The organism is Martinezella sp. CNPSo 3957 (assembly GCF_057784395.1).
The window spans coordinates 482,450-503,025 of the sequence record NZ_JBXSOU010000002.1; the positions used below are offsets into that span (position 1 = coordinate 482,450).

At 60.5% G+C, this 20,576-nt stretch carries 20 protein-coding genes; 8 read left to right on the forward strand and 12 right to left on the reverse strand.

Going from position 1 to position 20,576, the window contains the following annotated elements; all coding sequences use genetic code 11:
• Positions 1-3 precede the first annotated feature (3 nt).
• The 3 genes from AC13QE_RS07530 to uvrB all read right to left on the reverse strand — a co-directional run bounded on the left by AC13QE_RS07530 (position 4) and on the right by uvrB (position 4,693).
• On the reverse strand, positions 4-1,062 hold the full coding sequence (locus AC13QE_RS07530) for an adenylate/guanylate cyclase domain-containing protein (RefSeq protein WP_488483207.1): 1,059 nt from the start codon (positions 1,060-1,062) through the stop codon (positions 4-6).
• Positions 1,063-1,220: 158 nt separating this feature from the next.
• Positions 1,221-1,676 (reverse strand): SRPBCC family protein, encoded by a 456-nt coding sequence (locus AC13QE_RS07535; RefSeq protein ID WP_113230657.1) that lies wholly within the window; start codon positions 1,674-1,676, stop codon positions 1,221-1,223.
• Positions 1,677-1,876: 200 nt separating this feature from the next.
• Positions 1,877-4,693 carry an excinuclease ABC subunit UvrB gene (uvrB, locus tag AC13QE_RS07540; RefSeq protein ID WP_488483208.1) on the reverse strand — a complete coding sequence of 939 codons (2,817 nt, stop codon included), beginning with the start codon at positions 4,691-4,693 and terminating at the stop codon, positions 1,877-1,879.
• Positions 4,694-4,976: 283 nt separating this feature from the next.
• Here uvrB and AC13QE_RS07545 point away from each other — a divergent pair, with 283 nt between their 5' ends.
• Complete coding sequence (locus tag AC13QE_RS07545; protein ID WP_132717690.1) at positions 4,977-6,227, forward strand: MFS transporter; 1,251 nt, start codon at positions 4,977-4,979, stop codon at positions 6,225-6,227.
• A 51-nt stretch (positions 6,228-6,278) separates the two neighbouring features.
• On the opposite strand, the gene AC13QE_RS07550 is transcribed toward AC13QE_RS07545, so the two are convergent.
• The 5 genes from AC13QE_RS07550 to AC13QE_RS07570 all read right to left on the reverse strand — a co-directional run bounded on the left by AC13QE_RS07550 (position 6,279) and on the right by AC13QE_RS07570 (position 10,803).
• Positions 6,279-6,794 carry a hypothetical protein gene (locus AC13QE_RS07550; protein WP_488483209.1) on the reverse strand — a complete coding sequence of 172 codons (516 nt, stop codon included), beginning with the start codon at positions 6,792-6,794 and terminating at the stop codon, positions 6,279-6,281.
• A 183-nt stretch (positions 6,795-6,977) separates the two neighbouring features.
• Entirely contained in the window at positions 6,978-8,048 is a 1,071-nt protein-coding gene (locus tag AC13QE_RS07555) for an SEL1-like repeat protein (protein ID WP_488483210.1), read from the reverse strand.
• Between the two features lie 55 nt (positions 8,049-8,103).
• Entirely contained in the window at positions 8,104-9,696 is a 1,593-nt protein-coding gene (locus AC13QE_RS07560) for an SEL1-like repeat protein (protein WP_488483211.1), read from the reverse strand.
• A 122-nt stretch (positions 9,697-9,818) separates the two neighbouring features.
• On the reverse strand, positions 9,819-10,409 hold the full coding sequence (locus tag AC13QE_RS07565) for a hypothetical protein (RefSeq protein ID WP_132716858.1): 591 nt from the start codon (positions 10,407-10,409) through the stop codon (positions 9,819-9,821).
• 4 nt (positions 10,410-10,413) lie between these two features.
• On the reverse strand, positions 10,414-10,803 hold the full coding sequence (locus AC13QE_RS07570) for an acyl-CoA thioesterase (RefSeq protein WP_112334649.1): 390 nt from the start codon (positions 10,801-10,803) through the stop codon (positions 10,414-10,416).
• 238 nt (positions 10,804-11,041) lie between these two features.
• Between AC13QE_RS07570 and AC13QE_RS07575 the strand changes: the two genes are divergently transcribed.
• The 6 genes from AC13QE_RS07575 to AC13QE_RS07600 all read left to right on the forward strand — a co-directional run bounded on the left by AC13QE_RS07575 (position 11,042) and on the right by AC13QE_RS07600 (position 16,600).
• Positions 11,042-12,235 carry an extensin-like domain-containing protein gene (locus AC13QE_RS07575; RefSeq protein WP_488483212.1) on the forward strand — a complete coding sequence of 398 codons (1,194 nt, stop codon included), beginning with the start codon at positions 11,042-11,044 and terminating at the stop codon, positions 12,233-12,235.
• 106 nt (positions 12,236-12,341) lie between these two features.
• On the forward strand, positions 12,342-12,596 hold the full coding sequence (locus AC13QE_RS07580) for a hypothetical protein (protein ID WP_488483213.1): 255 nt from the start codon (positions 12,342-12,344) through the stop codon (positions 12,594-12,596).
• A 383-nt stretch (positions 12,597-12,979) separates the two neighbouring features.
• On the forward strand, positions 12,980-13,906 hold the full coding sequence (locus AC13QE_RS07585; protein WP_488483214.1) for an ABC transporter ATP-binding protein: 927 nt from the start codon (positions 12,980-12,982) through the stop codon (positions 13,904-13,906).
• On the forward strand, positions 13,903-14,664 hold the full coding sequence (locus tag AC13QE_RS07590) for an ABC transporter permease (RefSeq protein ID WP_132716854.1): 762 nt from the start codon (positions 13,903-13,905) through the stop codon (positions 14,662-14,664). The genes AC13QE_RS07585 and AC13QE_RS07590 overlap by 4 nt, the downstream gene beginning before the upstream one ends.
• Before the next feature lie 77 nt (positions 14,665-14,741).
• Positions 14,742-16,073, forward strand: coding sequence for a bifunctional folylpolyglutamate synthase/dihydrofolate synthase (locus tag AC13QE_RS07595; RefSeq protein WP_488483215.1), 1,332 nt, complete (start codon positions 14,742-14,744; stop codon positions 16,071-16,073).
• Entirely contained in the window at positions 16,070-16,600 is a 531-nt protein-coding gene (locus AC13QE_RS07600) for a GNAT family N-acetyltransferase (RefSeq protein WP_132716853.1), read from the forward strand. Before AC13QE_RS07595 ends, AC13QE_RS07600 begins: the two co-directional genes overlap by 4 nt.
• Before the next feature lie 34 nt (positions 16,601-16,634).
• Here the strand turns inward: AC13QE_RS07600 and AC13QE_RS07605 are convergent, their stop codons facing one another.
• The 4 genes from AC13QE_RS07605 to AC13QE_RS07620 all read right to left on the reverse strand — a co-directional run bounded on the left by AC13QE_RS07605 (position 16,635) and on the right by AC13QE_RS07620 (position 19,351).
• Complete coding sequence (locus tag AC13QE_RS07605; RefSeq protein WP_488483216.1) at positions 16,635-17,537, reverse strand: DMT family transporter; 903 nt, start codon at positions 17,535-17,537, stop codon at positions 16,635-16,637.
• A gap of 98 nt (positions 17,538-17,635) precedes the next feature.
• Positions 17,636-18,337 (reverse strand): retropepsin-like aspartic protease family protein, encoded by a 702-nt coding sequence (locus AC13QE_RS07610; RefSeq protein WP_488483217.1) that lies wholly within the window; start codon positions 18,335-18,337, stop codon positions 17,636-17,638.
• Positions 18,334-18,555, reverse strand: a complete 222-nt coding sequence (locus AC13QE_RS07615) for a DUF1289 domain-containing protein (protein WP_112398367.1) — start codon at positions 18,553-18,555, stop codon at positions 18,334-18,336. The genes AC13QE_RS07610 and AC13QE_RS07615 overlap by 4 nt, the downstream gene beginning before the upstream one ends.
• 19 nt (positions 18,556-18,574) lie before the next feature.
• Positions 18,575-19,351: an adenosylcobinamide-GDP ribazoletransferase gene (locus AC13QE_RS07620; RefSeq protein WP_488483218.1), complete on the reverse strand. Its 777-nt coding sequence runs from the start codon at positions 19,349-19,351 to the stop codon at positions 18,575-18,577.
• A gap of 127 nt (positions 19,352-19,478) precedes the next feature.
• Between AC13QE_RS07620 and cobT the strand changes: the two genes are divergently transcribed.
• Positions 19,479-20,495 carry a nicotinate-nucleotide--dimethylbenzimidazole phosphoribosyltransferase gene (gene cobT / locus AC13QE_RS07625; protein ID WP_488483219.1) on the forward strand — a complete coding sequence of 339 codons (1,017 nt, stop codon included), beginning with the start codon at positions 19,479-19,481 and terminating at the stop codon, positions 20,493-20,495.
• Positions 20,496-20,576 lie beyond the last annotated feature (81 nt).

The window sequence follows — 20,576 nt, forward strand, 5'->3', positions numbered from 1 at the left end:
GGCCTAGCTCTCCGCCAGTGTAAACACCGAACAAGGCTCGGCAATCCCGCGCAGCTCATAGTCCCCTAAAGACACCAGCGTCGTCGTCGTTTCCGCCGCAAGCGCACCCGAGATCAGCACGTTGTGTCCCAGCGGCTTGCAGAGGCCCTCCAGCCGGCTGACGAGGTTGACGGCGGGGCCGATGGCGGTGAAGTCCAGGCGGTCGGCGGCGCCGATGTTGCCCCAGAGCATGTCGCCGAAATGCAGCGCGACGCCAAAGGGGAGCTGCGGCAGGCCTTGGCTTGCGCGTGTCGCGTCGAGATGCGCCATGCCGGCTCGGATAGCGGTGGCGGCGCGCAAGGCCGCCTCGCAAGCTTCCTTTGGTGTCCCGCTCATGGGGAAGATTGCCAGCACGCCATCGCCCATGAATTTCAGGACTTCCCCGCCGAAGGCATGCACGGCGCCGGCGACGCGGTCGAACCAGGCATCGAGTGCCGCGATCACGACGCTTGGTTCCGTCGCTTCGGAAAGGGCGGTGAAATCCCGCAGATCGGCGCAGAGCAGGGCTGCGCGGATGGTTTCGCCGCTGTTGCGGCTGAGCGCACCTGCCTGCACGCGCGCCGCACTTCTGCGACCAAGATAGGCTTCGAGCAGGGTGGAGAGAGTGGCGCGAGCGGCCAATCCCGCCAAGGGTGCTGCGGCAAAGCGGGCGATCTCGCACAGGTTTTCTGCTTCAAAGGAGATGAAGGGCCGAGTGCCGGCCCAGGCCAGCACGGAATTGCCGGGTGCAATCCCGATCGTTTCCTCGCATATCGGGCCTAGATCGCCGAGCCAATCGCGACCGGCCTGTCCGAGCGCCGTGCCGGCGAAGCCGAGAGCTTCGGTCACTGCGCCGGTTTCGGCGCGCCAGAGCCACGTATGCTGCGTGATGATCGGATGTGGCGCGGCAAGCGTCAGCGCGCTGCCGGCAAGCGGGAGGCCGGCGGCCAATAGATGTCCGCCCAGATCGGCCAGGAAGCGTTCGGGGCTGGGCGAGGTGCCGGCTTCGTCGACCAGCCAGGCGAGGGGGGCGGGCAAATCCATGCGGCGATCATGCCATGGCGCTTGCCGGCTGTCATCCGTGCGCATGTGACCACGCCAACGGCATTGGAAGGCAAAATAACACGGGCAACTGCTGTCGCCGATCGGTGATATCGCGGCCATCGAGCATCTGGCCTGATGGCGCCGCGCTCAAAATTCCGTCAGCTCCTGCCGTCGTGGCCGCGCATGGGGTCCGGGCCGGGATCGCGTCCGGCAGCCACTGCGGCCATACGGTCGAGATAATGCGCCCAACCCTTTGCGTGCGCTTCACATTGTTCGACCGTCGGCAGGCCGGTATGGGTGAGGCGCACCAGCGTCCCGTCGGGTTGCTCGATCAGATCAATCTCCACAAGGCTCGATCCGGGAGGCACTTCCTCGCTGCCTTCCCAGCCGAAGCTATAGGCGAGGCGATGAACCGGCACGACCTCGCGGAAAGTGCCGCGCGCGGCACGGGCGCCAGTGACGTTGACGAGATAGATGCCGCCAGGCTCCGGCTCCGTCCGGGCTTCCGTGCCCATCCAGCGCAGGATCTTTTCTGGATCGGTCAGCAGTGCGAATATCGCGGCAGGCGGCGCCGAGACATGGGTCTCGCGACGGACGATCAAAGGCTCGGACATCAGTCTTTCTCCCCAGCTTGCTATCGCTTCCCACCGGCCCGGCACGCGCTCAAGCGCCTTCCGTCTCCCCGTGGGCCTCCTCATATGATGCCATGTAGCGGTTGCGGCCTCGTCAGCAAGGCATTGCTCCACGCTCGCAGGCCTCAGCCTTCATAAAACCGGCAGCACCGGGCGGCAGATATCCGACAATCGCGGTTGCCTTATCGCCCGGGCCGTCCCGTCTTGCCCTTTGTTCGCCCCTTGCGGTGCTTCTCGTCCACCGGGTCCTCATAGGAGCCGACGCCCGGCTTTGCCCGGGTGATCGGCTTGTCCGGCACCTTGCCTGTGACAGGCTTTTCAGTGCGGCCGACGGTCATCTCGTCCAAGGTGTTCTTGCGGAAGAGCGGCGTGCCGGCATCGCTGCCCGGTCCCATTTCGTCGAGGCTTGGCTTGGCGAAATAGCTCTTCGAGGTTGCGTTTTCATCCTGGGATGCGCCACCCGAAGTGCTCGCCTTCGAAGACGAGGAGCGGCCACCCTTGCCGCTTTCGAGGCTCTTTGCTTCCTCGCGGGCGAGCGGATCGTCCATGGCGGCGAGTTCGACGGCCTTGAGGCGCTTGATCTCGTCGCGCAGTCGTGCCGCCTTTTCGAAGTCCAGGTCGGCGGCGGCATCGCGCATGGATTTTTCCAGCGCGTTGAGATGGGCCTGCAGATTGTTGCCGACGAGATGGCCGCCATCGGCGAAGCCCTTGCCGGAGGCGCCACCGATATCGGCGCGGACATGGTCCTTCTCGTAGACGCTGTCGAGGATGTCGGAAATCTTCGCCTTGACCGATTCCGGCGTGATGCCGTGTTCCTCGTTGTAGGCCATCTGCTTTTCGCGGCGGCGGCTGGTTTCGTCCATCGCCCGCTGCATCGAGCCGGTAATGGTATCGGCATAAAGGATGACCTTGCCGTCGACGTTACGCGCGGCACGGCCGATCGTCTGGATCAGCGACGTTTCCGAGCGCAGGAAGCCTTCCTTGTCGGCATCGAGGATGGCGACGAAGCCGCATTCCGGAATGTCGAGACCCTCGCGCAGCAGGTTGATGCCGACGAGTACGTCGAAAGCGCCCAAGCGAAGATCGCGAATGATCTCGATGCGTTCCAGCGTGTCGATGTCGGAGTGCATGTAGCGCACGCGCACGCCCTGTTCGTGCAGATATTCCGTCAGATCCTCGGCCATGCGCTTGGTGAGCACCGTGCAGAGCGTGCGATAGCCCTTGGCGGCGGTTTCGCGGATTTCGCCGAGCACGTCGTCGACCTGGGTGCGGGCGGAACGCACTTCGACAGGCGGGTCGATGAGGCCGGTCGGGCGAATGACCTGCTCAGCGAAGACGCCGCCGGATTGCTCCATTTCCCAGCTACCGGGTGTCGCCGAAACCGCGATCGTATCCGGGCGCATGGCGTCCCATTCCTCGAAGCGCAGGGGCCGGTTGTCCATACAGGAGGGCAGGCGGAAGCCGTATTCGGCAAGCGTCGCCTTGCGCCGGAAGTCGCCTCGGTACATGCCGCCGATCTGGCTGACAGAGACGTGGCTTTCGTCGATAAACAGCAGGGCATTGTCAGGAATATATTCGAACAAAGTCGGCGGCGGCTCGCCGGGATTTCGGCCGGTCAGATAGCGCGAATAGTTCTCGATGCCGGCGCATGAGCCGGTGGCTTCGAGCATCTCGATATCGTAGCGCGTGCGTTGTTCCAGGCGCTGCGCCTCGAGCAGGCGTCCGGCCTTTTCCAGTTCGGCCAGCCGGATTTTCAGCTCTTCCTTGATAGCCTTGATAGCGCCGTTCAGCGTCGGGCGCGGCGTAACATAGTGCGAATTGGCGTAGATCTTCACCGATTTCAGGTCGCCGGTCTTCTGGCCGGTCAGCGGATCGAATTCGGTGATGGCGTCGATCTCATCGCCGAACATGGAGATGCGCCACGCGGCATCCTCCAAGTGGGCCGGGAAGATTTCGATCGTATCGCCGCGAACGCGGAAGGAGCCGCGGATGAAATCCATGTCGCGGCGCTTGTATTGCTGCGCGACGAGGTCTGCGAGAAGCTGACGCTGGTCCAACCGGTCGCCGACATTCATCTGGAACGTCATCGCCGTATAGGTTTCGACCGAGCCGATACCGTAGATGCAGGAGACCGAGGCGACGATGATGCAATCGTCGCGTTCCAGCAGCGAGCGCGTCGCCGAGTGGCGCATGCGGTCGATCTGCTCGTTGATCGAACTTTCCTTCTCGATGAAGGTGTCCGAACGCGGCACATAGGCTTCCGGCTGATAATAGTCGTAGTAGGAGACGAAGTACTCGACCGCGTTGTCCGGGAAGAAATTCTTGAACTCGGAATAGAGCTGTGCCGCCAGCGTCTTGTTCGGCGCCAGGATGACAGCAGGGCGTTGCGTCGCCTCGATGACCTTGGCCATGGTGAAGGTCTTGCCGGAGCCGGTGACGCCAAGCAGAACCTGACTGCGCTCGCCATTCTCCAATCCCTCGACGAGGTCGCGGATCGCCGTTGGCTGGTCGCCTGCGGGCTGATACTCCGAATCCATGCGGATCCGGATGCCGCCTTCGGATTTCGCCGGCCGGGCAGGGCGGTGCGGCGTCCAGAGCTTGCCGTCCTTGAAGAGAGGATTACCGCTTTCGATTAGCTTCGATAGCGCCTCGACGGTGGCCGTAACGCCTTCGCGCGAAATCTTGTCGGCGTCCTCAAGCGCAATGTCGAGACCGGCCACCGGATTGAGACCGGCAGCGGCACGCGTCTTCGGATCGGTCGATCCACCCATCGATGTGCCGCGCCCTGATTTGGATGCAGCTATCTCCACCTTCTTGCGGTGCTTGCCGGCCTTCGAAGCGATCTCGCGCTGGGTTTCGACGCCGGATGCTTCCGCATCGGCTTCGAGCTGCTTCACCCAATCGGCAACGCTGCCGCTGAGCGGCGCACCTTCAAACGGTGCCTGCGGCGCCTCTTCGAAACCGGTCGGGGCGGGGGATTTTTTCGATGATTTGGCCATGGGGCGAATATGGCGACAGATCGCGCAGATGTGAAGGGGGAAAGGGTACAAAAGGGAAACAAAGTGGCGGATTTTTCCATTCGCCGGAGATGTCAAATATGTTACAACCCACGGGCGGCCAGTGCGTCATCGCTGATCCAAAGTCCGCATAGCGCGATCCTCGCAGGCGCCAAGGGAGGAACCAGCCGCAACGTCGACATGCCCGGCCAATGCCGGGTTCCCCCAGCTTCGACGGCATCCGGTATTGCCCGCCTCGCCGCCGCCATCCGGTCGGAGGATCATGATGACCGCATTGGATAGCTTACGTTCCCTGTCCCCCCAGCAGCGAAACACCGTGATCGCAGCCTATCTGGGCTGGACATTGGATGCTTTCGATTTCTTCATTTTGGTTTTCGTTCTCAAGCATATAGCCGAAGAATTTCACACGGATGTTCCGGCGGTTGCCGTGGCGATCTTTCTTACCCTCGCCATGCGGCCGCTCGGCGCGCTGATCTTCGGGCTCGCGGCGGATCGGTTCGGGCGGCGCACCACCCTGATGGTCGACGTGCTGCTTTATTCCGTCTTCGAATTCCTGACCGGCTTTTCGACCGGCTTGACGATGTTTCTCGTCCTGCGTGCGCTTTTCGGTGTCGCCATGGGCGGGGAGTGGGGCGTGGGCGCGTCGCTCGTCATGGAGACGATACCGGAGGACTCCCGTGGGCTGGTGTCGGGTATCCTGCAGGCCGGCTATCCCTCGGGCTATCTGATCGCCTCGATCGTCTTCTTCCTGCTGTTTCCGATCATTGGCTGGCGCGGCATGTTCTTCGTCGGCGCGGTGCCGGCGCTGCTGGTGCTCTATATCAGGCGCAATGTGGAGGAATCTCCGGCCTTCCTGCAGCGGCAGGCCAAGCCGCAACGGCCGTTTCTCACCGTGCTGCGCGAGAATATCCCGCTCTTCCTCTGGGCGGTGCTTTTGATGACCGCGTTCAATTTCTTCAGTCACGGCACCCAGGATCTTTATCCGACCTTCCTCGAAAGCCAGCGGCAATATGATTCCTATACGGTCGGCGCCATCGCCATCGTCTATAATATCGGCGCGATTGTTGGCGGCCTGACCTTCGGCTCTTTGTCGCAGCGCTGGGGCAGGCGGCGGACGATCGTCATCGCGGCGTTGCTGGCCATACCCGTCGCTCCGCTTTGGGTCTGGGGCCACGGCCCAGTCATGCTCGCGATCGGCGCTTTCCTGATGCAGCTGTTCGTGCAGGGCGCCTGGGGCATCGTTCCCGTGCATCTCAACGAGTTGTCGCCGGATGAGGTGCGCGGCACCTTCCCCGGATTTGCCTATCAGCTCGGCAATCTGCTGGCTTCGGGCAATGCCTCGATCCAGGCGGGATTGGCCAAGCAATGGGGCGGCGACTATGCGCTGGCGCTGTTGATCGTCGCCTGCATCGTGGCCGTCGTTGTGGCGTTGTTTGCCGGCTTTGGCTTCGAGAAGAAGGGTGTTCGGTTCGGCGGCAAAGACGCAGGGCAAGCCGATAGTGTCATGCAAACCTGAACCGGTTGTCGTGTTCCATCTCGAGGGCCGGCGATCCTTACCGGCCCTTCTTCACTTTCCGCAGATTTCCGAGATCTTGGCCTGGGCAAAGCCGCGGGCAAGTTCCTGCAGGCCTCCGACCGAGGATATCAGCTCGCCAATCGGGCCATTGATGCCGAGATGCAGGTCGGTGATGTGGCATGCGCCGACATCGACGGTCATGGAGGCATCGAGCTCTCCTTTGATCGTCGTCTTCAGTACGCCATGCGATTTGCAGGCCATCTCTGCGTGGGCATTGATCTGGACGCCACCGTTCGGACCGTCGCAGACATCGAGCGATTTCACCTCGAACTTGTCCTTATGATCGACGCCGGGCAGTTTCTTGCAGGGATCGGCCTCATTCACGGACTTCTCGATCTCGGGGCCAAATTTGCTCTGCAGCAGCGACCAGCAAGAACCGGGCGCAGCTTGTGCCGGCATAGCCGCCATCGGAAGCGGAGAGAGCGGCAGCACGATCGCCACCGTCAGCGAAGCCATGCGAAGCGGCGGCAGAAGCGAGACGAGGAACATGGGATATTTCAGGTTCACGACAATCTATCCTCTTAAAAGAAGAAGCAGCAAATCAGGCGTGGCACCAACAGTCTTCCATCTCTTCCTTCACCAAGGCAATCCCCGGCTTACTGCTTTACGGGTATCGGCATATTTTCGGCAATTCACTGAGAGCGGGGGCAGATGGCCGGCTAGTCGCGATGGCACCGGTCGGCTGACGCCTCAGATCGGAATGGGCTGTCCGCCTGAGCGGTCTTCCTGTTGTTGGTCCTCGCCGCCGTCATAGCCGAGGTGCTTCGCCTTGCGGAACCATTCTGCCGCCTTACCCGCGTCCGCAGTGACGCCATCGCCGTCGCGGTACATCATGGCGAGATTGTAGGCCGCGCCGGCATAGCGATGTTCCGCCGCCCTTTCGAACCAGTAGACGGCTCGATGGCCGTTCTTGGCAACGCCTTCGCCATCGCGGAACATGACGCCGAGATTGTATTCGGCCTCGACATCGTTCTGCGCAGCAGCCTTCAGGAACCATGTGATCGCCTCGGCCTGATCCTGCTTGATCCCGTCGCCATCGGCATACATGGCTCCGATATTGAATTGCGCGCTGGCATCGCCTTGGTCGGCTGCCTTCTTGAACCAGGAAAAGGCGGCAGCGCTGTCCTTGGCGACGCCTTCGCCGTCGCGATACATAATGCCGAGATTGTATTGCGCCTCGACTTTTCCCTGTTCGGCCGCCTTGCGATACCAGATGACGGCCTTGGTCTTGTCCTTGCCCGTGCCATCGCCCTGATCATACATGGTGCCGACATTGAACTGCGCATCGGTATCGCCCTGTTCGGCGGCCTTGCTGTACCAGGCAAACGCCTGCGGCTTGTCCTGTGCTACGCCTTGGCCCGTGTCGTAGACGACGCCGAGATTATATTGTGCATTGAGGTATCCCTGTGCCGCAGACTTCTTGTACCAGGCAATGGCCTGGCCCTTGTCGGCGGTAACGCCTTCGCCCTGATCGTACATGGTGCCGACATTGAATTGCGCTTCGGCATTGCCCTGATCGGCGGCCTTCTTGTACCATCCGAGGGCGAGCGTCAGGTTCTTTTCGACGCCATTGCCCTCCTCATACATTTGTCCGAGTTTCAGCTGTGCGGCGGCATTGCCCTTGTTCGCCAGGGGGCGCCAGTAATCCAGGCCCGATTTGATATCGCCGCGATCGTAGCCGTTTCGTCCGACATCGGCTTGTGCGGCTCCCATGGACGCCAGTGCGAAGAGCAAAGCTGCTGCCGCCTTCTTCCAGTTCACAATCTACCCCTCAGTCGAAATCCGTTGAATTAATATGCTGAGCGCTTCGCAACCGCTAGGGCACGAGCACCATTAGCAAATGAAATAAGAGCCAGCCCGTGCTGACACCCGTGCCTTTTTTGCTGGCGGCCCCTTGTCCCAGCGGTCCGAGATCCTTGATCGGGCCCTCGCCATTGGCTTCCATATAGCTGAGTCCGTGCTGCGCTTCCGGCAACCCTTTGGCCGCTGCCTTGTTGAACCAGTCGGCAGCGGTCTTGGAGTCCTTTGGCACGCCATAGCCGTTATAATACAGATATCCAAGACCGTATTCCGCCCGAGCATCGCCCTGATCGGCTGCTTTGCGAAGCAGAGCGGCCGTTTGGCCATAGTCCTTGGGAACACCCGCGCCCTGATAATAAAGGTAGGCGAGGGCATATTCGCCCTGTGAATTGTTCTGGTCGGCCGCCTTGCGGTACCAGCTGGCGGCGGCCGATTTGTCAGCCGTCGTCCCCTGACCGTTTTCATACATGTAGCCGAGTGCGTATTGGGCGTCAGCGTGACCCTGGCTTGCCGCCTTCTGGTACCAGTCAACGGCCTTGCCATAGTCCCTGCCAACGCCGCGGCCGCCGGCATACATGTAGGCGAGGGCATATTGACCCTGTGCGTCGCCTTGTTCGGCGGCCTTGCGATACCATCTCACCGCGCTATCGTCGTCAGTCTTCACGCCCTGGCCGTTGGCGTAGAGGTAGCCGATAGCATATTGCGCATCGGGGCGACCCTGATCGGCAGCTTTGCGATACCATTGCAGCGCCTGCCTGTAGTCTCGGGCGACGCCTATCCCGTTTGCAAGACTGTAACCAACGGCGTATTGCGCGTCAGCACGGCCTTTTATCGCCGCCTTCATATACCAGGAATAGGCTTCGGCATCGTTCCGTGTCACACCCTTGCCGTTGGCGTAGGCATAGCCGACTGCATACAGACCCTGCGCAACTCCTTGATTGCCGGCCTTTTTGTACCAGGCGACAGCCTGTTCCTGGTCTTCTTCGGCGCCTTGACCGTTGTCGTACATGTAGCCGATTGCGTATTCGGCGTCGGGCCGACCTTGGTCAGCCGCCTTGCGATACCAGCCGAGTGCGATCGCCTCGTCCTGATGCACCCCGAGACCATTGGCATACATGTAGCCGAGCGCATATTGCGCCTGCGCCTGTCCCTGGGAGGCGGATTTCTGATACCAGGCGACGGCGGCTTCATCACTGACGGCCATGCCGCGGCCATTGGCATAGGAATAGCCGATGGCATATTGGGCATCGGCATTGCCAGCCTGCGCCGCCCTTAAATACCAGTCGTTTGCCTGCTTCAGATCGGTATCGACGCCGCGGCCGCTGGCATACATGTAGGCGAGTGCATATTGGGCCTGCGCATTGCCCTGCTCAGCCGATTTCCGATACCAATCGACGGCCTGAGCGTCATCCTGTTCCACGCCCTGACCGTTGGCGTAGCGATAGCCGAGACCATATTGAGCGGCCGAATTGCCCTGTTTTGCGAATTCCACCCAGTATTTCAGGTCGATCGTCGTATTGGCGGGTCCTGGGGCTGGGTCCTCGGCATGAGCAAGCCAGGGCAGCGAAAGAGCGAGCGCCAATCCCAATGCATAGCTCTTTGTCCTCAAGGCTTCAGTCTCCCACCTGCGTCCCAGACCTTAATCGATCTGAACAATATGGCGATGTCTTGGTCAAGGATCGCAGAAACCCAAATGGCGGTGGATTTAATGCCCGCTGGCGGATGCGATCGCTATACCGGAAGTACGTCGTAGAGGCGGAAGATCCATGTGATCTGATAGATCAGCCCGACGATCACGAATGCCGCCTGGAAGCGCCGGTTCGCGGTGATTGAGGCGATGATGCAAAGGATGACATAGACGACATTGCGTATTGGATATTCCCAGCCGAGCGACCGGAAATAGGCTTCCCCCTTCAACAATGTGTCGATGAGGTCTACCGCGTAGGTGACGGCGAGCAGGCCGAAGAACCAATGGCGGCGGGAGATGAAATACTCCTCGAAGCCGCCATAATCCTCGACCGACGGCGGATTGAGCAATACGCAGAGGAAATAGAAGAGGCAGCAGAAGCAGATGAGAAAGAGGTAGACGCCGAAATTGATCTGCGCAACCGATTGTAGCCGGTACTCCCACCACCAGAAATGGATGATGAACAGGAACATGGACAATACCCAGCCGATATGGACGGGGTAGATCTTGTTCTTGCCCGGCGCCTGTACGAAACCGGCAAGCCGAGTCAGAAGCTGAGCCAGCGAAAGGCCGATCACCATGCTCATGACCGTCCTGATATAGACGTAGACTTCCGGTGTGTGCGCCGAATCCATCGCGTCAGCTCTCCTCCGGTACGGCCTTCGGCAAGCCGTTTTCATCGAGCGCGACCATGATGAAGGTCGCAGCCGTCACTTTCTCCAGGCTGTTATAACGGGCGCGGTGCGCCCATGCTTCGACGCTCAGGGTGATCGAGGTGCGGCCGACGCGTTCGACATCGGTGAAGACGCTCAGCGTGTCGCCGATCTTGACCGGCAGTTCGAAGGCCATCTCCTTGACGGCGGCCGTGACCACGCGGCCGCGCGCCCGCTCGGCGGCGCGGATGCCACTTGCCAAGTCCATCTGCGCCATGACCCAGCCGCCAAAGATATCGCCGGCGGGATTGGCGTCGGCGGGCATGGCAAGCGTGCGCAATGTCAGTTCCCCTCTCGGTTTGACGCTGTCATTCATTCATCTGCTCCTGTTCACGGTCGATTCCGACAATCAGCCTATGCAATCCGGTCGCGATGGAAAAGCCATACCCGCATTTCCATGGAGGACTCCTGTGGGTGTTTTGCTTCAAGCCACTATGCGGTGACGTGGTGCCTGTGTGAAACACCGAGATCACCCCGCGGTAAGCTTTCGTTCACCCTTCCCATTTAGGGTTTGTAATCATTACCGACCGTGGCTGGGGCAGCGGATCAGGATTATGGCCATTTTACCCATTCTACGGCGGGTCGCGCTGCCATTGCTATTGTCGTCGGCGCTGGTCGCCTGTACGGCCGACAGCCTTGTGCCGCCATCCGGCATCGACAACTCCTCGCGTGTCGGGTCCATCAAGCCGCATCGCAGTGTGCCGCAACGCCAATTTGCCTACCAAGGGGTACAAGATCCCGTCGTTTCCGCATCGAGCAGTTACAAGAGCGGCGGTCCCGTTCGTTCCAACGGCACTGGCGAGGCTGTGACCACCACGGATGTCGAAGCCGGCTTAGCACAGCAGTCGGATATCCCCTCTCAGGGCGTCAATATGGATGCCGAACTTGGCGTCGGGCCGAGCGAAGAGGCGCAATCCGCCTCGGTGGTGGGATTGGCGCAGGAAGAGCAGCAGAACATTGCGGAAGGTCAGTCCGACCAGCCCGTGGTCGATGGCATCGGCACCGATGCGCCGGTACAGACCAACCGGTCGATTATTCAGCGAACGGCGGCACAGGCCGAACTCAACCAGTCGCGGATACCGAGGCAGCTGCCGGGAACGCAGGTTGCGATGCTGCCGCGTGTCGAAAATCCGATACCGCGCCTCGATCAGCAGTTCGAAGCGCCGCAATCGACGCCGGGCATGATGCCGCCTTCTGAAATCGCCTGCCGTCGGGAATTGCAGCGCATGGGCGTCGTCTATACCGACAAGCCCGCGATCTCGAACGGTCCGGCATGTCAGGTTCCCTATCCGGTTTCGCTCAGCGGCCTTTCCGGTAATATCGCGGTCCGACCGGCGGTGACTTTGAATTGCCAGGTGACGCTTGCCTTCGCCAAATGGGTGAAGAACGAACTCGCCCCAGCCGCACGCACGCGCTACTGGACGGGTATCGGCACGATCGTACCGCTTGGCGGCTATTCCTGCCGGCGGATGAACAATAGCCGGCAACGCTATAATCCTATGTCGGAACATGCGCATGGCAACGCGATCGATGTCGGTACCTTCGTCCTGAAGAATGGCCATGTGATCGACGTGCGCAAGAAGGGCTTGTTCTCCTTCCGGGAAGGACGGTTGCTTAAGGCGGTACGTAGCGACAGCTGCCGCTATTTCGATACGGTGCTCGGCCCGGGCAGCAATCCGGAGCACTGGAACCATTTCCATTTCGACCTCAGGGATCGTCAAGGCGGCCGGCGCTATTGCAGCCTTTGATTGGCCCTTTGCCGGAGCAGCATCCACCCTTGCCAAACGGGAAAGCTGATTTACCTTTCGGCGGAATCGCGCTCAACTGCGCGAGCTAAATGGCAGGGAGGGGTTCATGGAAGACGTACCGAGACGAAAGAGAAGCCTGGGAAGGGCGCTCGTTGCCGCACTGATTGCCATCATTATCGTCATCGGCGGCCGCTGGTATGCTTATGTCGCCTATGCCGATGATCCCTTCGATGAAGTCGGCATCGGTCTCAACTCCATGATGCCTGGACCCATTCGCGACAAGGGTTGCGCGATGCTGAAAGCCCGCTTCGAACACAAGACGCTGCCGCCGGCGGGCTGCGGCGTAAACGGCAATTGGTAAGTTCTTTCCCGATCGTAAGCTGGCAAAAAAGAAAAAAGCCGGCGGAGCCGGCTTGAGCGGAGCATGGCAACGACGGGGGATCCTTGCCAGCTCCAGAAAAGAACTTCATGTTGCAATGATGCTGCACGCAATATGAATGCAAAGCAATAAATCGGCCAATACAGCAGGCGCTGACGGTGTCGCCAAGAGGCGTTGGGCGGAGTTGCGACAAACGTTGCTCACCTAAGGAGCTATATGCCCGACGAAGGTCACGATTTGATGACAGCTTATTTACCCTGGGCGAACGCTGTGTTCCGCTACCGTGGGGTGGTCAAAGGTTAGAACCGGTTATATAGCGGGCAAACGCCGCGAAATTCATCACAAAAGCCGGACTTTGCCTCGCTATGGCTCCGATCATTTCCATAAGTAATCTGACCAAAACCTACTCCAACGGGTTTCAGGCGCTGAAAGGTGTCAGTCTCGATATCGAGCGAGGGGAAATCCTGGCGCTGCTGGGGCCGAACGGTGCCGGCAAGACAACACTGATTTCCATCGTCTGCGGGATTGCCAACCCGAGCGGTGGGTCTGTGACCGTCGGCGGTTATGACGTCGTGCGCGATTTTCGCGCTACGCGCAGCCTGATCGGCCTTGTGCCGCAGGAATTGACGACCGATCAGTTCGAAACCGTCTGGAATACAGTCAGCTTTTCGCGCGGGCTTCACGGCAAGAGGCCGAACCCCGAATATATCGAGAAGATATTGCGCGATCTTTCGCTCTGGGAGAAGAAAGACAACATGCTTCGCCAGCTTTCCGGCGGCATGAAGCGACGCGTGCTCATTGCCAAAGCGCTCTCGCATGAACCGGAGATCCTGTTTCTCGACGAGCCCACGGCCGGTGTCGACGTGACGTTGCGCAAGGACATGTGGCATGTGGTCGAGCGCTTACGCGCGTCCGGCGTCACGATCATTCTCACAACGCATTACATCGAAGAGGCGGAAGAAGCGGCCGATCGCGTTGGCGTCATCAATGGTGGCGAGCTGCTGCTGGTGGAGGAGAAGAGGGCGCTGATGGCCAAGCTCGGCCGCAAGCAGCTGATCCTCGATTTGAACGAGCCGATCGACGCCATACCGGAGTCTCTCAACGGGAACGGGCTTTCGCTAGGCCCGAACGGACTGACGCTGATCTATGATTTCGACGCCCAGGACGAGCAGTCGAGCATTGCGGCTCTGCTGTCGAAACTCGGTGCCGAAGGAATTCATTTCAAGGACCTCTCGACGCGCCAGAGCTCGCTCGAGGATATTTTCGTATCGCTGGTGGAGGCAGGTAAATGAACTTCGAAGCGATCAAGTCCATCTATTCGTTCGAAATGGCCCGCACGCGCCGCACTCTGCTGCAGAGCGTCGTTTCGCCTGTGATTTCCACATCGCTCTATTTCATCGTCTTCGGTGCCGCGATCGGTTCGCGCATCAATCTGGTCGAGGGCGTTTCCTATGGGGCGTTCATCACGCCCGGCCTGATCATGCTGACCTTGCTCGGCCAGTGCATCAGCAACGGCTCCTTCGGCATTTATTTCCCGAAGTTCACCGGTACGATCTACGAGGTGCTGTCGGCGCCTGTCGCCATGACGGAAATTGTGCTCGGCTATGTCGGTGCGGCTGCCACCAAGGGGATGCTGATCGGCCTTATTATTCTCGCCACGGCAAGTTTCTTCGTCGATATCAGGATCGAGCATCCTTTCATGATGATCCTGTTCTTCGTGCTGACGGCCGTCACCTTCAGCCTATTCGGCTTCATGATCGGCATATGGGCTGGGAATTTCGAGCAGCTGAACCTGATCCCGATGCTGGTCGTGCCGCCGCTCACCTTCCTTGGCGGCAGCTTCTATTCGATCAACATGCTGCCGCCCTTCTGGCAGGCGGTTAGCCACCTCAATCCGGTCCTCTATCTGGTCAGCGGCTTCCGCTGGAGCTTCTATGGCATTGCCGACGTCAATCCGGTGCTGAGCCTTGCCATGATCACACTCTTCCTTGTCGTCTGTCTGATCATCCTTGGATGGATTTTCCGGACGGGATATCGCTTGAGAAATTGATGGCGATGCCAGGCTGGCGGGCTTAAGAAGGCCTGCGGCTTTTGCAGCCGCAATAAAATAGTCCAGGAAAGCATTCAATGTCGCAGGCTCATCTCAATCCTTCGCTGCCTCAGGCACTTTCCCGGCTCGATCAACTGACCAATTGGGAGCGCAAGCCGCGGGGAGAGATGCGGGTCGGTCTCGAGCCGATGCTCGATCTCATGCAGCGCTTGGGCAACCCGCATCGGAGCTTCCGCGCCATCCACGTCGCCGGCACCAAGGGTAAGGGATCGGTATCGGCGCTCCTCGAGGCTGGATTGCTGCGGGCTGGCTGGCGGATCGGACGCTATGGGTCGCCACATGTGGACCGCGTGAACGAGCGTGTCAGCATTCTCGGCCAGGAGGTCGAGGACGATGCACTGGCAACCGCGATTATGCTGGTTCTCGACAGCTATGAGAGTGCGAAGCTGGCGGCAACCGCCGGCGAGGACGCCACCTGGTTCGACGTGATAACGGCGGCCGCTTTCGTCGTCTTCAGGGACGCCGGTTTGAACTGGGTCGTGGTCGAGGTCGGGCTGGGCGGCAGGCTGGATTCGACGAATGTTGTCTTCGGCGAAGTCGCGATCGTCACGAATATCGGCCTTGAGCACACGGAGATTCTGGGAAGCACGCGCGAGGCGATCGCGCGGGAGAAAGTCGGCATATTGAAGCCCGGTGCGATGCTTGTGACGACGCTTGCCGCCGACGATGTCGCAGGACAGGTGTTGCAGCAGCGCGCCGATGAGCTGGGCTGCAAGGTGCTTCGGACCGTTCTTCCCGAGGATGCGACGATTGCGGAGACGAATATCGCTCTGGTCGGAGTGGTGTTCGATCATCTGGGGCGGCAGGGTGAGAGTGTACGAGAGGGAGGCGAAAAGGGTCAGCCGATCGGTGCATGGCTGCTCGAAAAAGCTGTTATCGACAAGGCGTGTCTGTCGGGGCGGATGGAGCGTTTCGACGTCTCTCTGTCGCCTGCATTGGCAAAGGGGCGGCAAAGCCTGCCCATCATCATGGATGGTGCACATGTGCCGTTCAATATCGAGGCTGTGTTGCGCGATATTACGCGCTCTTCCTCGGTCAGCGGCGAATGTGTTGCCATCGTCGCACTGGCATCCGACAAGGATGCGCCCGGCTTTCTGGACGTGTTATCGCGATACGCGGCTTATGTTGTCTTTACGGAAGCGTCCGGATCGGGGCGTGCCCATCCAGCGATCGAGCTGGAAGCGTTGGGGAAGTCCATGGGTATGAATTGCGAAGCCGAGCCGGACCCGCACAGGGCGCTGGATCGGGCGATGGTGAAAGCCGCCGAGCGCGGCGGCTGGATGCTTGTTACCGGTTCGCTCTATCTCGTCGGCGCGCTGCGCAGCACCGTCCTCAGAAATGCCCAATGACGACGGACATAGAGATCAGGCTCGCGCTCGCCGGTGATGTTGCTGACATCGCCAGGCTGCATCGCGCGATCTGGTGCGATACCTATCGCGATCTGGCGCCTGCCGAAGTCTATCGGGTCCTTGATGAAGATTACCGTCGCGCGCGATGGGCCGATATGCTGGCCACTCCGCGTCGGGATCAGCGTGTGTTCCTGGCTGAACAAGGTGCGCGACTTGTCGGCATCGGCGCGATTGCAGCTGCGTCCGAGCCAGCATTCGAGGGGCGCGGTGAGATAAAATCGCTCTATATCGATCCCTCCATCAAGCGTCAGGGGCTTGGCCGCCGGCTCATGCGGACAATGATGGAAGAATTTGCTGCCATGGGATATTCGGGCGCCGCGCTTGGCGTTGTCGTCGGCAACGGGCCGGCAATCTCTTTCTACCGTGCGCTTGGGGGGCAATTGATCGGTCGTTACACCGATCCGGGACCTATCTGGCGCTCCGATAATCTCATTTTCGCATGGGACGATCTGTCTCTGCTAAGCTAAACGTCCCATGCAAGCGCTGAACGTGATTGCCTTTTCACGCCAGGGCCTTCCTGCGTGGTGCGATGGTCATGGCCATGACACCTGCCACGACACAGACAAGACCGATGGCTGCCGTCGGGGATAGAGGCTCGCCGAGGAAGATAACGCCGATGCCGACGCCGATCGGGACGCGAAGATAGGCCTGCGCCGTCGTGCCGACCGAGCCCAGGGTCTGGATAAGTCGGAAATAGATGCTGAAGGCAAGCGCGGTGGAGACGACCGACAGGCCGACCAGTGCCAGGATCGAGGCTGTCGATGGCGCAATTTGCCAGGGATGTTCGACAATCAGGCTCGCGGGGATCAGGAGGGTGGCACCGCAAAGCAACGAGCCGGCTGCCGGCATCATCGGGTCCAGTCCCTTGAAATTGCGGCCGAACAAGGCAGCACAAGCATAGCAAATCGATGCCGCGACAACGGAAAGCTGCGGCAGCAATTGGCGGCCCATGCCATGTAGCGCATCGAGGCCGATGATCAGGCAGATGCCCGCCATGCCGGCAATCATGCCAAATAGCTTGCGTCCCGTCAGCGGCTCGCTGCGTAGCAGGAAAGCGGAAATCAGGAAGGCGAAAATCGGTGTCGTGGAATTCAATATGGTCGCCAGACCGGCATCGACGGTCTGTTCCGCCCAGGCGATCAACGTGAAGGGAATGGCGCTGTTGAGGCAGGACTGAATGAGGAAGCGCTTCCATGTGGCGGCGTCTCTCGGCAGGCTCAGCCCGCGCCAGCGTATGATGGCGAGCAGGACAAGACCGGCGATCAGGGTTCGCGCGGCAATCAGCGTGATCGGCGGAATGGTTGCCACGCCGACGCGGATGAAGGTGTAAGAGGCGCCCCAGCAGGTCGCGAGTGCAAGAAGAAGCAGCAGTTCGGTCGTCAGGTTCGGTCTTGCCGGCGTCATCGTTTTTCACTCTTATAAGGTTTGGACATGCCATCTTTTAGAGTGAAGAGGCCGGCGAATGCTTCGCTCCCAACCGAACTATCGCATGCGATGGTTCATTAGTCTCGCAGCCGAAGCTCGTCCGTCTGCATCTGCATGGACCCCAGGGTTTCGAGAAAGCTCATGCCGAGCAGGCTCTGATCGAGCCTGCCTGCTTCTGCCACGCTCGCTTGGACATCCCTGCGCTTGATCGGGCCGATTGCGACGGAGCCGAGTTCCACGGGAGCCGCTCTGGCGCGGCCGTTGGCGGTCAGTACCGTCTGCGAATAGGTGAGGTTTTCCGGAATGATACCAACGCGCTCGGCGTCTTCCTGCGACAGGGCGATGGTGCTGGCGCCGGTGTCGATCAGCATGTCGATCGGTTGGCCGTTGATCATGACCTTCGCTTCGAAATGCCCGTTCGAACGCTTGTGTAGGATGACTTCCTGACCGCCTTCGCTCGTCGTGACGACGACTGCATGGCCGGGCATCAGGCCGGCGAAGAGGCGGTTGCAGACCTGTTCTGCATCGCGGCGATAGATGTAGGCGGTTGCAAGCGCCATGATGATGACGAACCAGATGAGAAGATTACGGATCGACTGGCTGACCGTATGCCGGCTAGCCCAGACGGCGGCGCTCATCATCAGGGCGATCGGCACGAGATAGACGACACGCGCGAAGTCGTCATTGCGCATGCCGAAGGTGGAGCCGGTATTATTGTTGAAGACGAGCAGTGCGAGGCCGATGCCGAGAATGACGAGAACGATGTTCAGGCGGTTCATACGGCGCTGCGCTCCCGTGCCATCCTTTGGCGGCGGGTCTCCCGGCGTGGCTTGCGCTCGACCTTGGTCAGGCGCTCCGGAAGCATTTCCATGATCTGACGGCGTTCGTCATCGCTATAGTTCATCCACGCGCCGATTTCAGCGGATGTGCGGCCGCAGCCGAAGCAATAGCCGGTGTTCTGATCGATGGAGCAAACGAGGATGCAGGGTGTCAGCATGGGATCATATATCGATGCTTCAAACGCACATGGCAAGGGTGCAGAGCGACGCGATCTCGCAAATCTGCTGGGTCGCGCCGATCGTATCGCCCGTATGGCCAGTCAATTTCTGACGGATATATCGCGTGGCCAGAAATGCCGCGGCGCTTGTCGCAAGAAGGCAGCCAACCAGCGCCGGAATGCCCATGGCAGGACCGACGAGCAGTACCGCCAGGCCAAGTGTCGCAAGCAGCGCCAGCTGCATGGCATCGCCATCCGGCTTGCCCGCTGATGCCGCGATCCCATCCGGTTTGGCTGGGGGCAGGGCGTACCAATGCCAGACCATGGCACCGCGGCTCAAGGTGGCCGCGGCGAGGATTGCGACTGCGGCGTCCTCAGGCGGGAGATGCCGGGCGATGGCGGCAAGTGCTGCCGCCCGCAATCCGAAGGACAGTATCAACGCTGCCGCCCCGTACGTCCCGATACGGCTGTCCTTCATGATTTCGAGTGCGCGCTCGCGGTTCTTGCCGCCGCCCAATCCGTCTGCCGTGTCGCTGAGACCGTCTTCATGGAGGGCGCCGGTCAGGAGCGTATGCACGGCAAGCGCCAGCAATGCGGCCATTAACGGATCGGCATTGAGGGCAAGCAGCACGCTGAAGGTCAGTGCAGAGGGCAGGGCGATCAGCAGGCCGGCGACAGGAAAAGCGCGTGAAACACGCGACAGCTTGCCGTCATCGCCTTCGAAGAAGGACGACGGCACGGGAATGCGGCTCAAGAAAGCGACGGAGCGCGCGATGTCACGCATATATTCCCGCATTTCTTCCTCTCCCCGCCATACGCGCGACAGCATCGGGCGCTTTTGGAGTTGTTCACGCCGATTCCCAGGACTAATAGAGTCGCACGCAAAGAACCCGATTTGAGACTAAAAGACAAGGAACGCATTCATGAGCGTCAGCGGCCTCCCATTCGACGATTTCCGCGCATTGCTGCGCGACCTTCCAGGCCCGGATGCCCGGGCGCTCGTGGCCGCGCGCGAACGTGATGCACAGCTCACCAAGCCGCCGGGCGCGCTTGGAAGACTAGAGGAAATCGCTTTCTGGCTCGCGGCCTGGACCGGTCGTCCGCCGGCCGTGACCCGGCCTCTGGTGGCGATCTTTGCCGGCAATCATGGTGTCACGAAGCAGGGAATTACGCCGTTTCCGCCTTCCGTCACGCAACAGATGGTGGAAAATTTCGCGGCCGGCGGTGCAGCCATCAACCAGATCTGCGTTGCCTACGATCTCGGCCTCAAGGTCTTCGATCTCGCGCTCGAGTTCCCGACCGGAGATATCACCGAAGAACCGGCATTGAGCGAACGCGACTGCGCGGCCACCATGGCCTTCGGCATGGAGGCAATTGCCGGCGGTACGGATCTGCTCTGCATTGGCGAGATGGGCATCGGCAATACCACGATCGCCGCGGCCATTCATTACGCGCTCTATGGCGGCAAGGCCGAAGACTGGGTTGGCCCAGGCACCGGCTCGGAAGGTGAGATGCTGAAGCGCAAGATCGCTGCCGTCGAGAAGGCGGTCGCGCTTCATCGCGATCATCTCAACGATCCGCTAGAAATCCTGCGCCGCCTTGGCGGCCGCGAGATCGCCGCCATGGCCGGCGCCATCCTCGCCGCGCGCATGGAGCGTATCCCTGTTATCATCGACGGCTATGTCGCGACGGCCGCTGCCTCTGTTCTCAAGGCTGGCAATCCCTCTGCTCTCGATCATTGCCTGATCGGGCATGTCTCGGCCGAGCCGGGTCATCTCCGTTCGATCGAAAAGCTCGGCAAGACGCCGCTTCTGGCGCTCGGCATGCGGCTTGGTGAAGGTACGGGGGCGGCATTGGCCGCGGGTATCGTCAAGGCTGCGGCAGCCTGCCATTCGGGCATGGCGACGTTCGAAAGCGCCGGGGTTACGAACAAGCACTGAAAAACCGAGCGACGAAACGTTGAAATAAACGTTTCGTCGCTCAATTTCCTGTAGATGATCGGTTTTCCGTCATAAAACTGC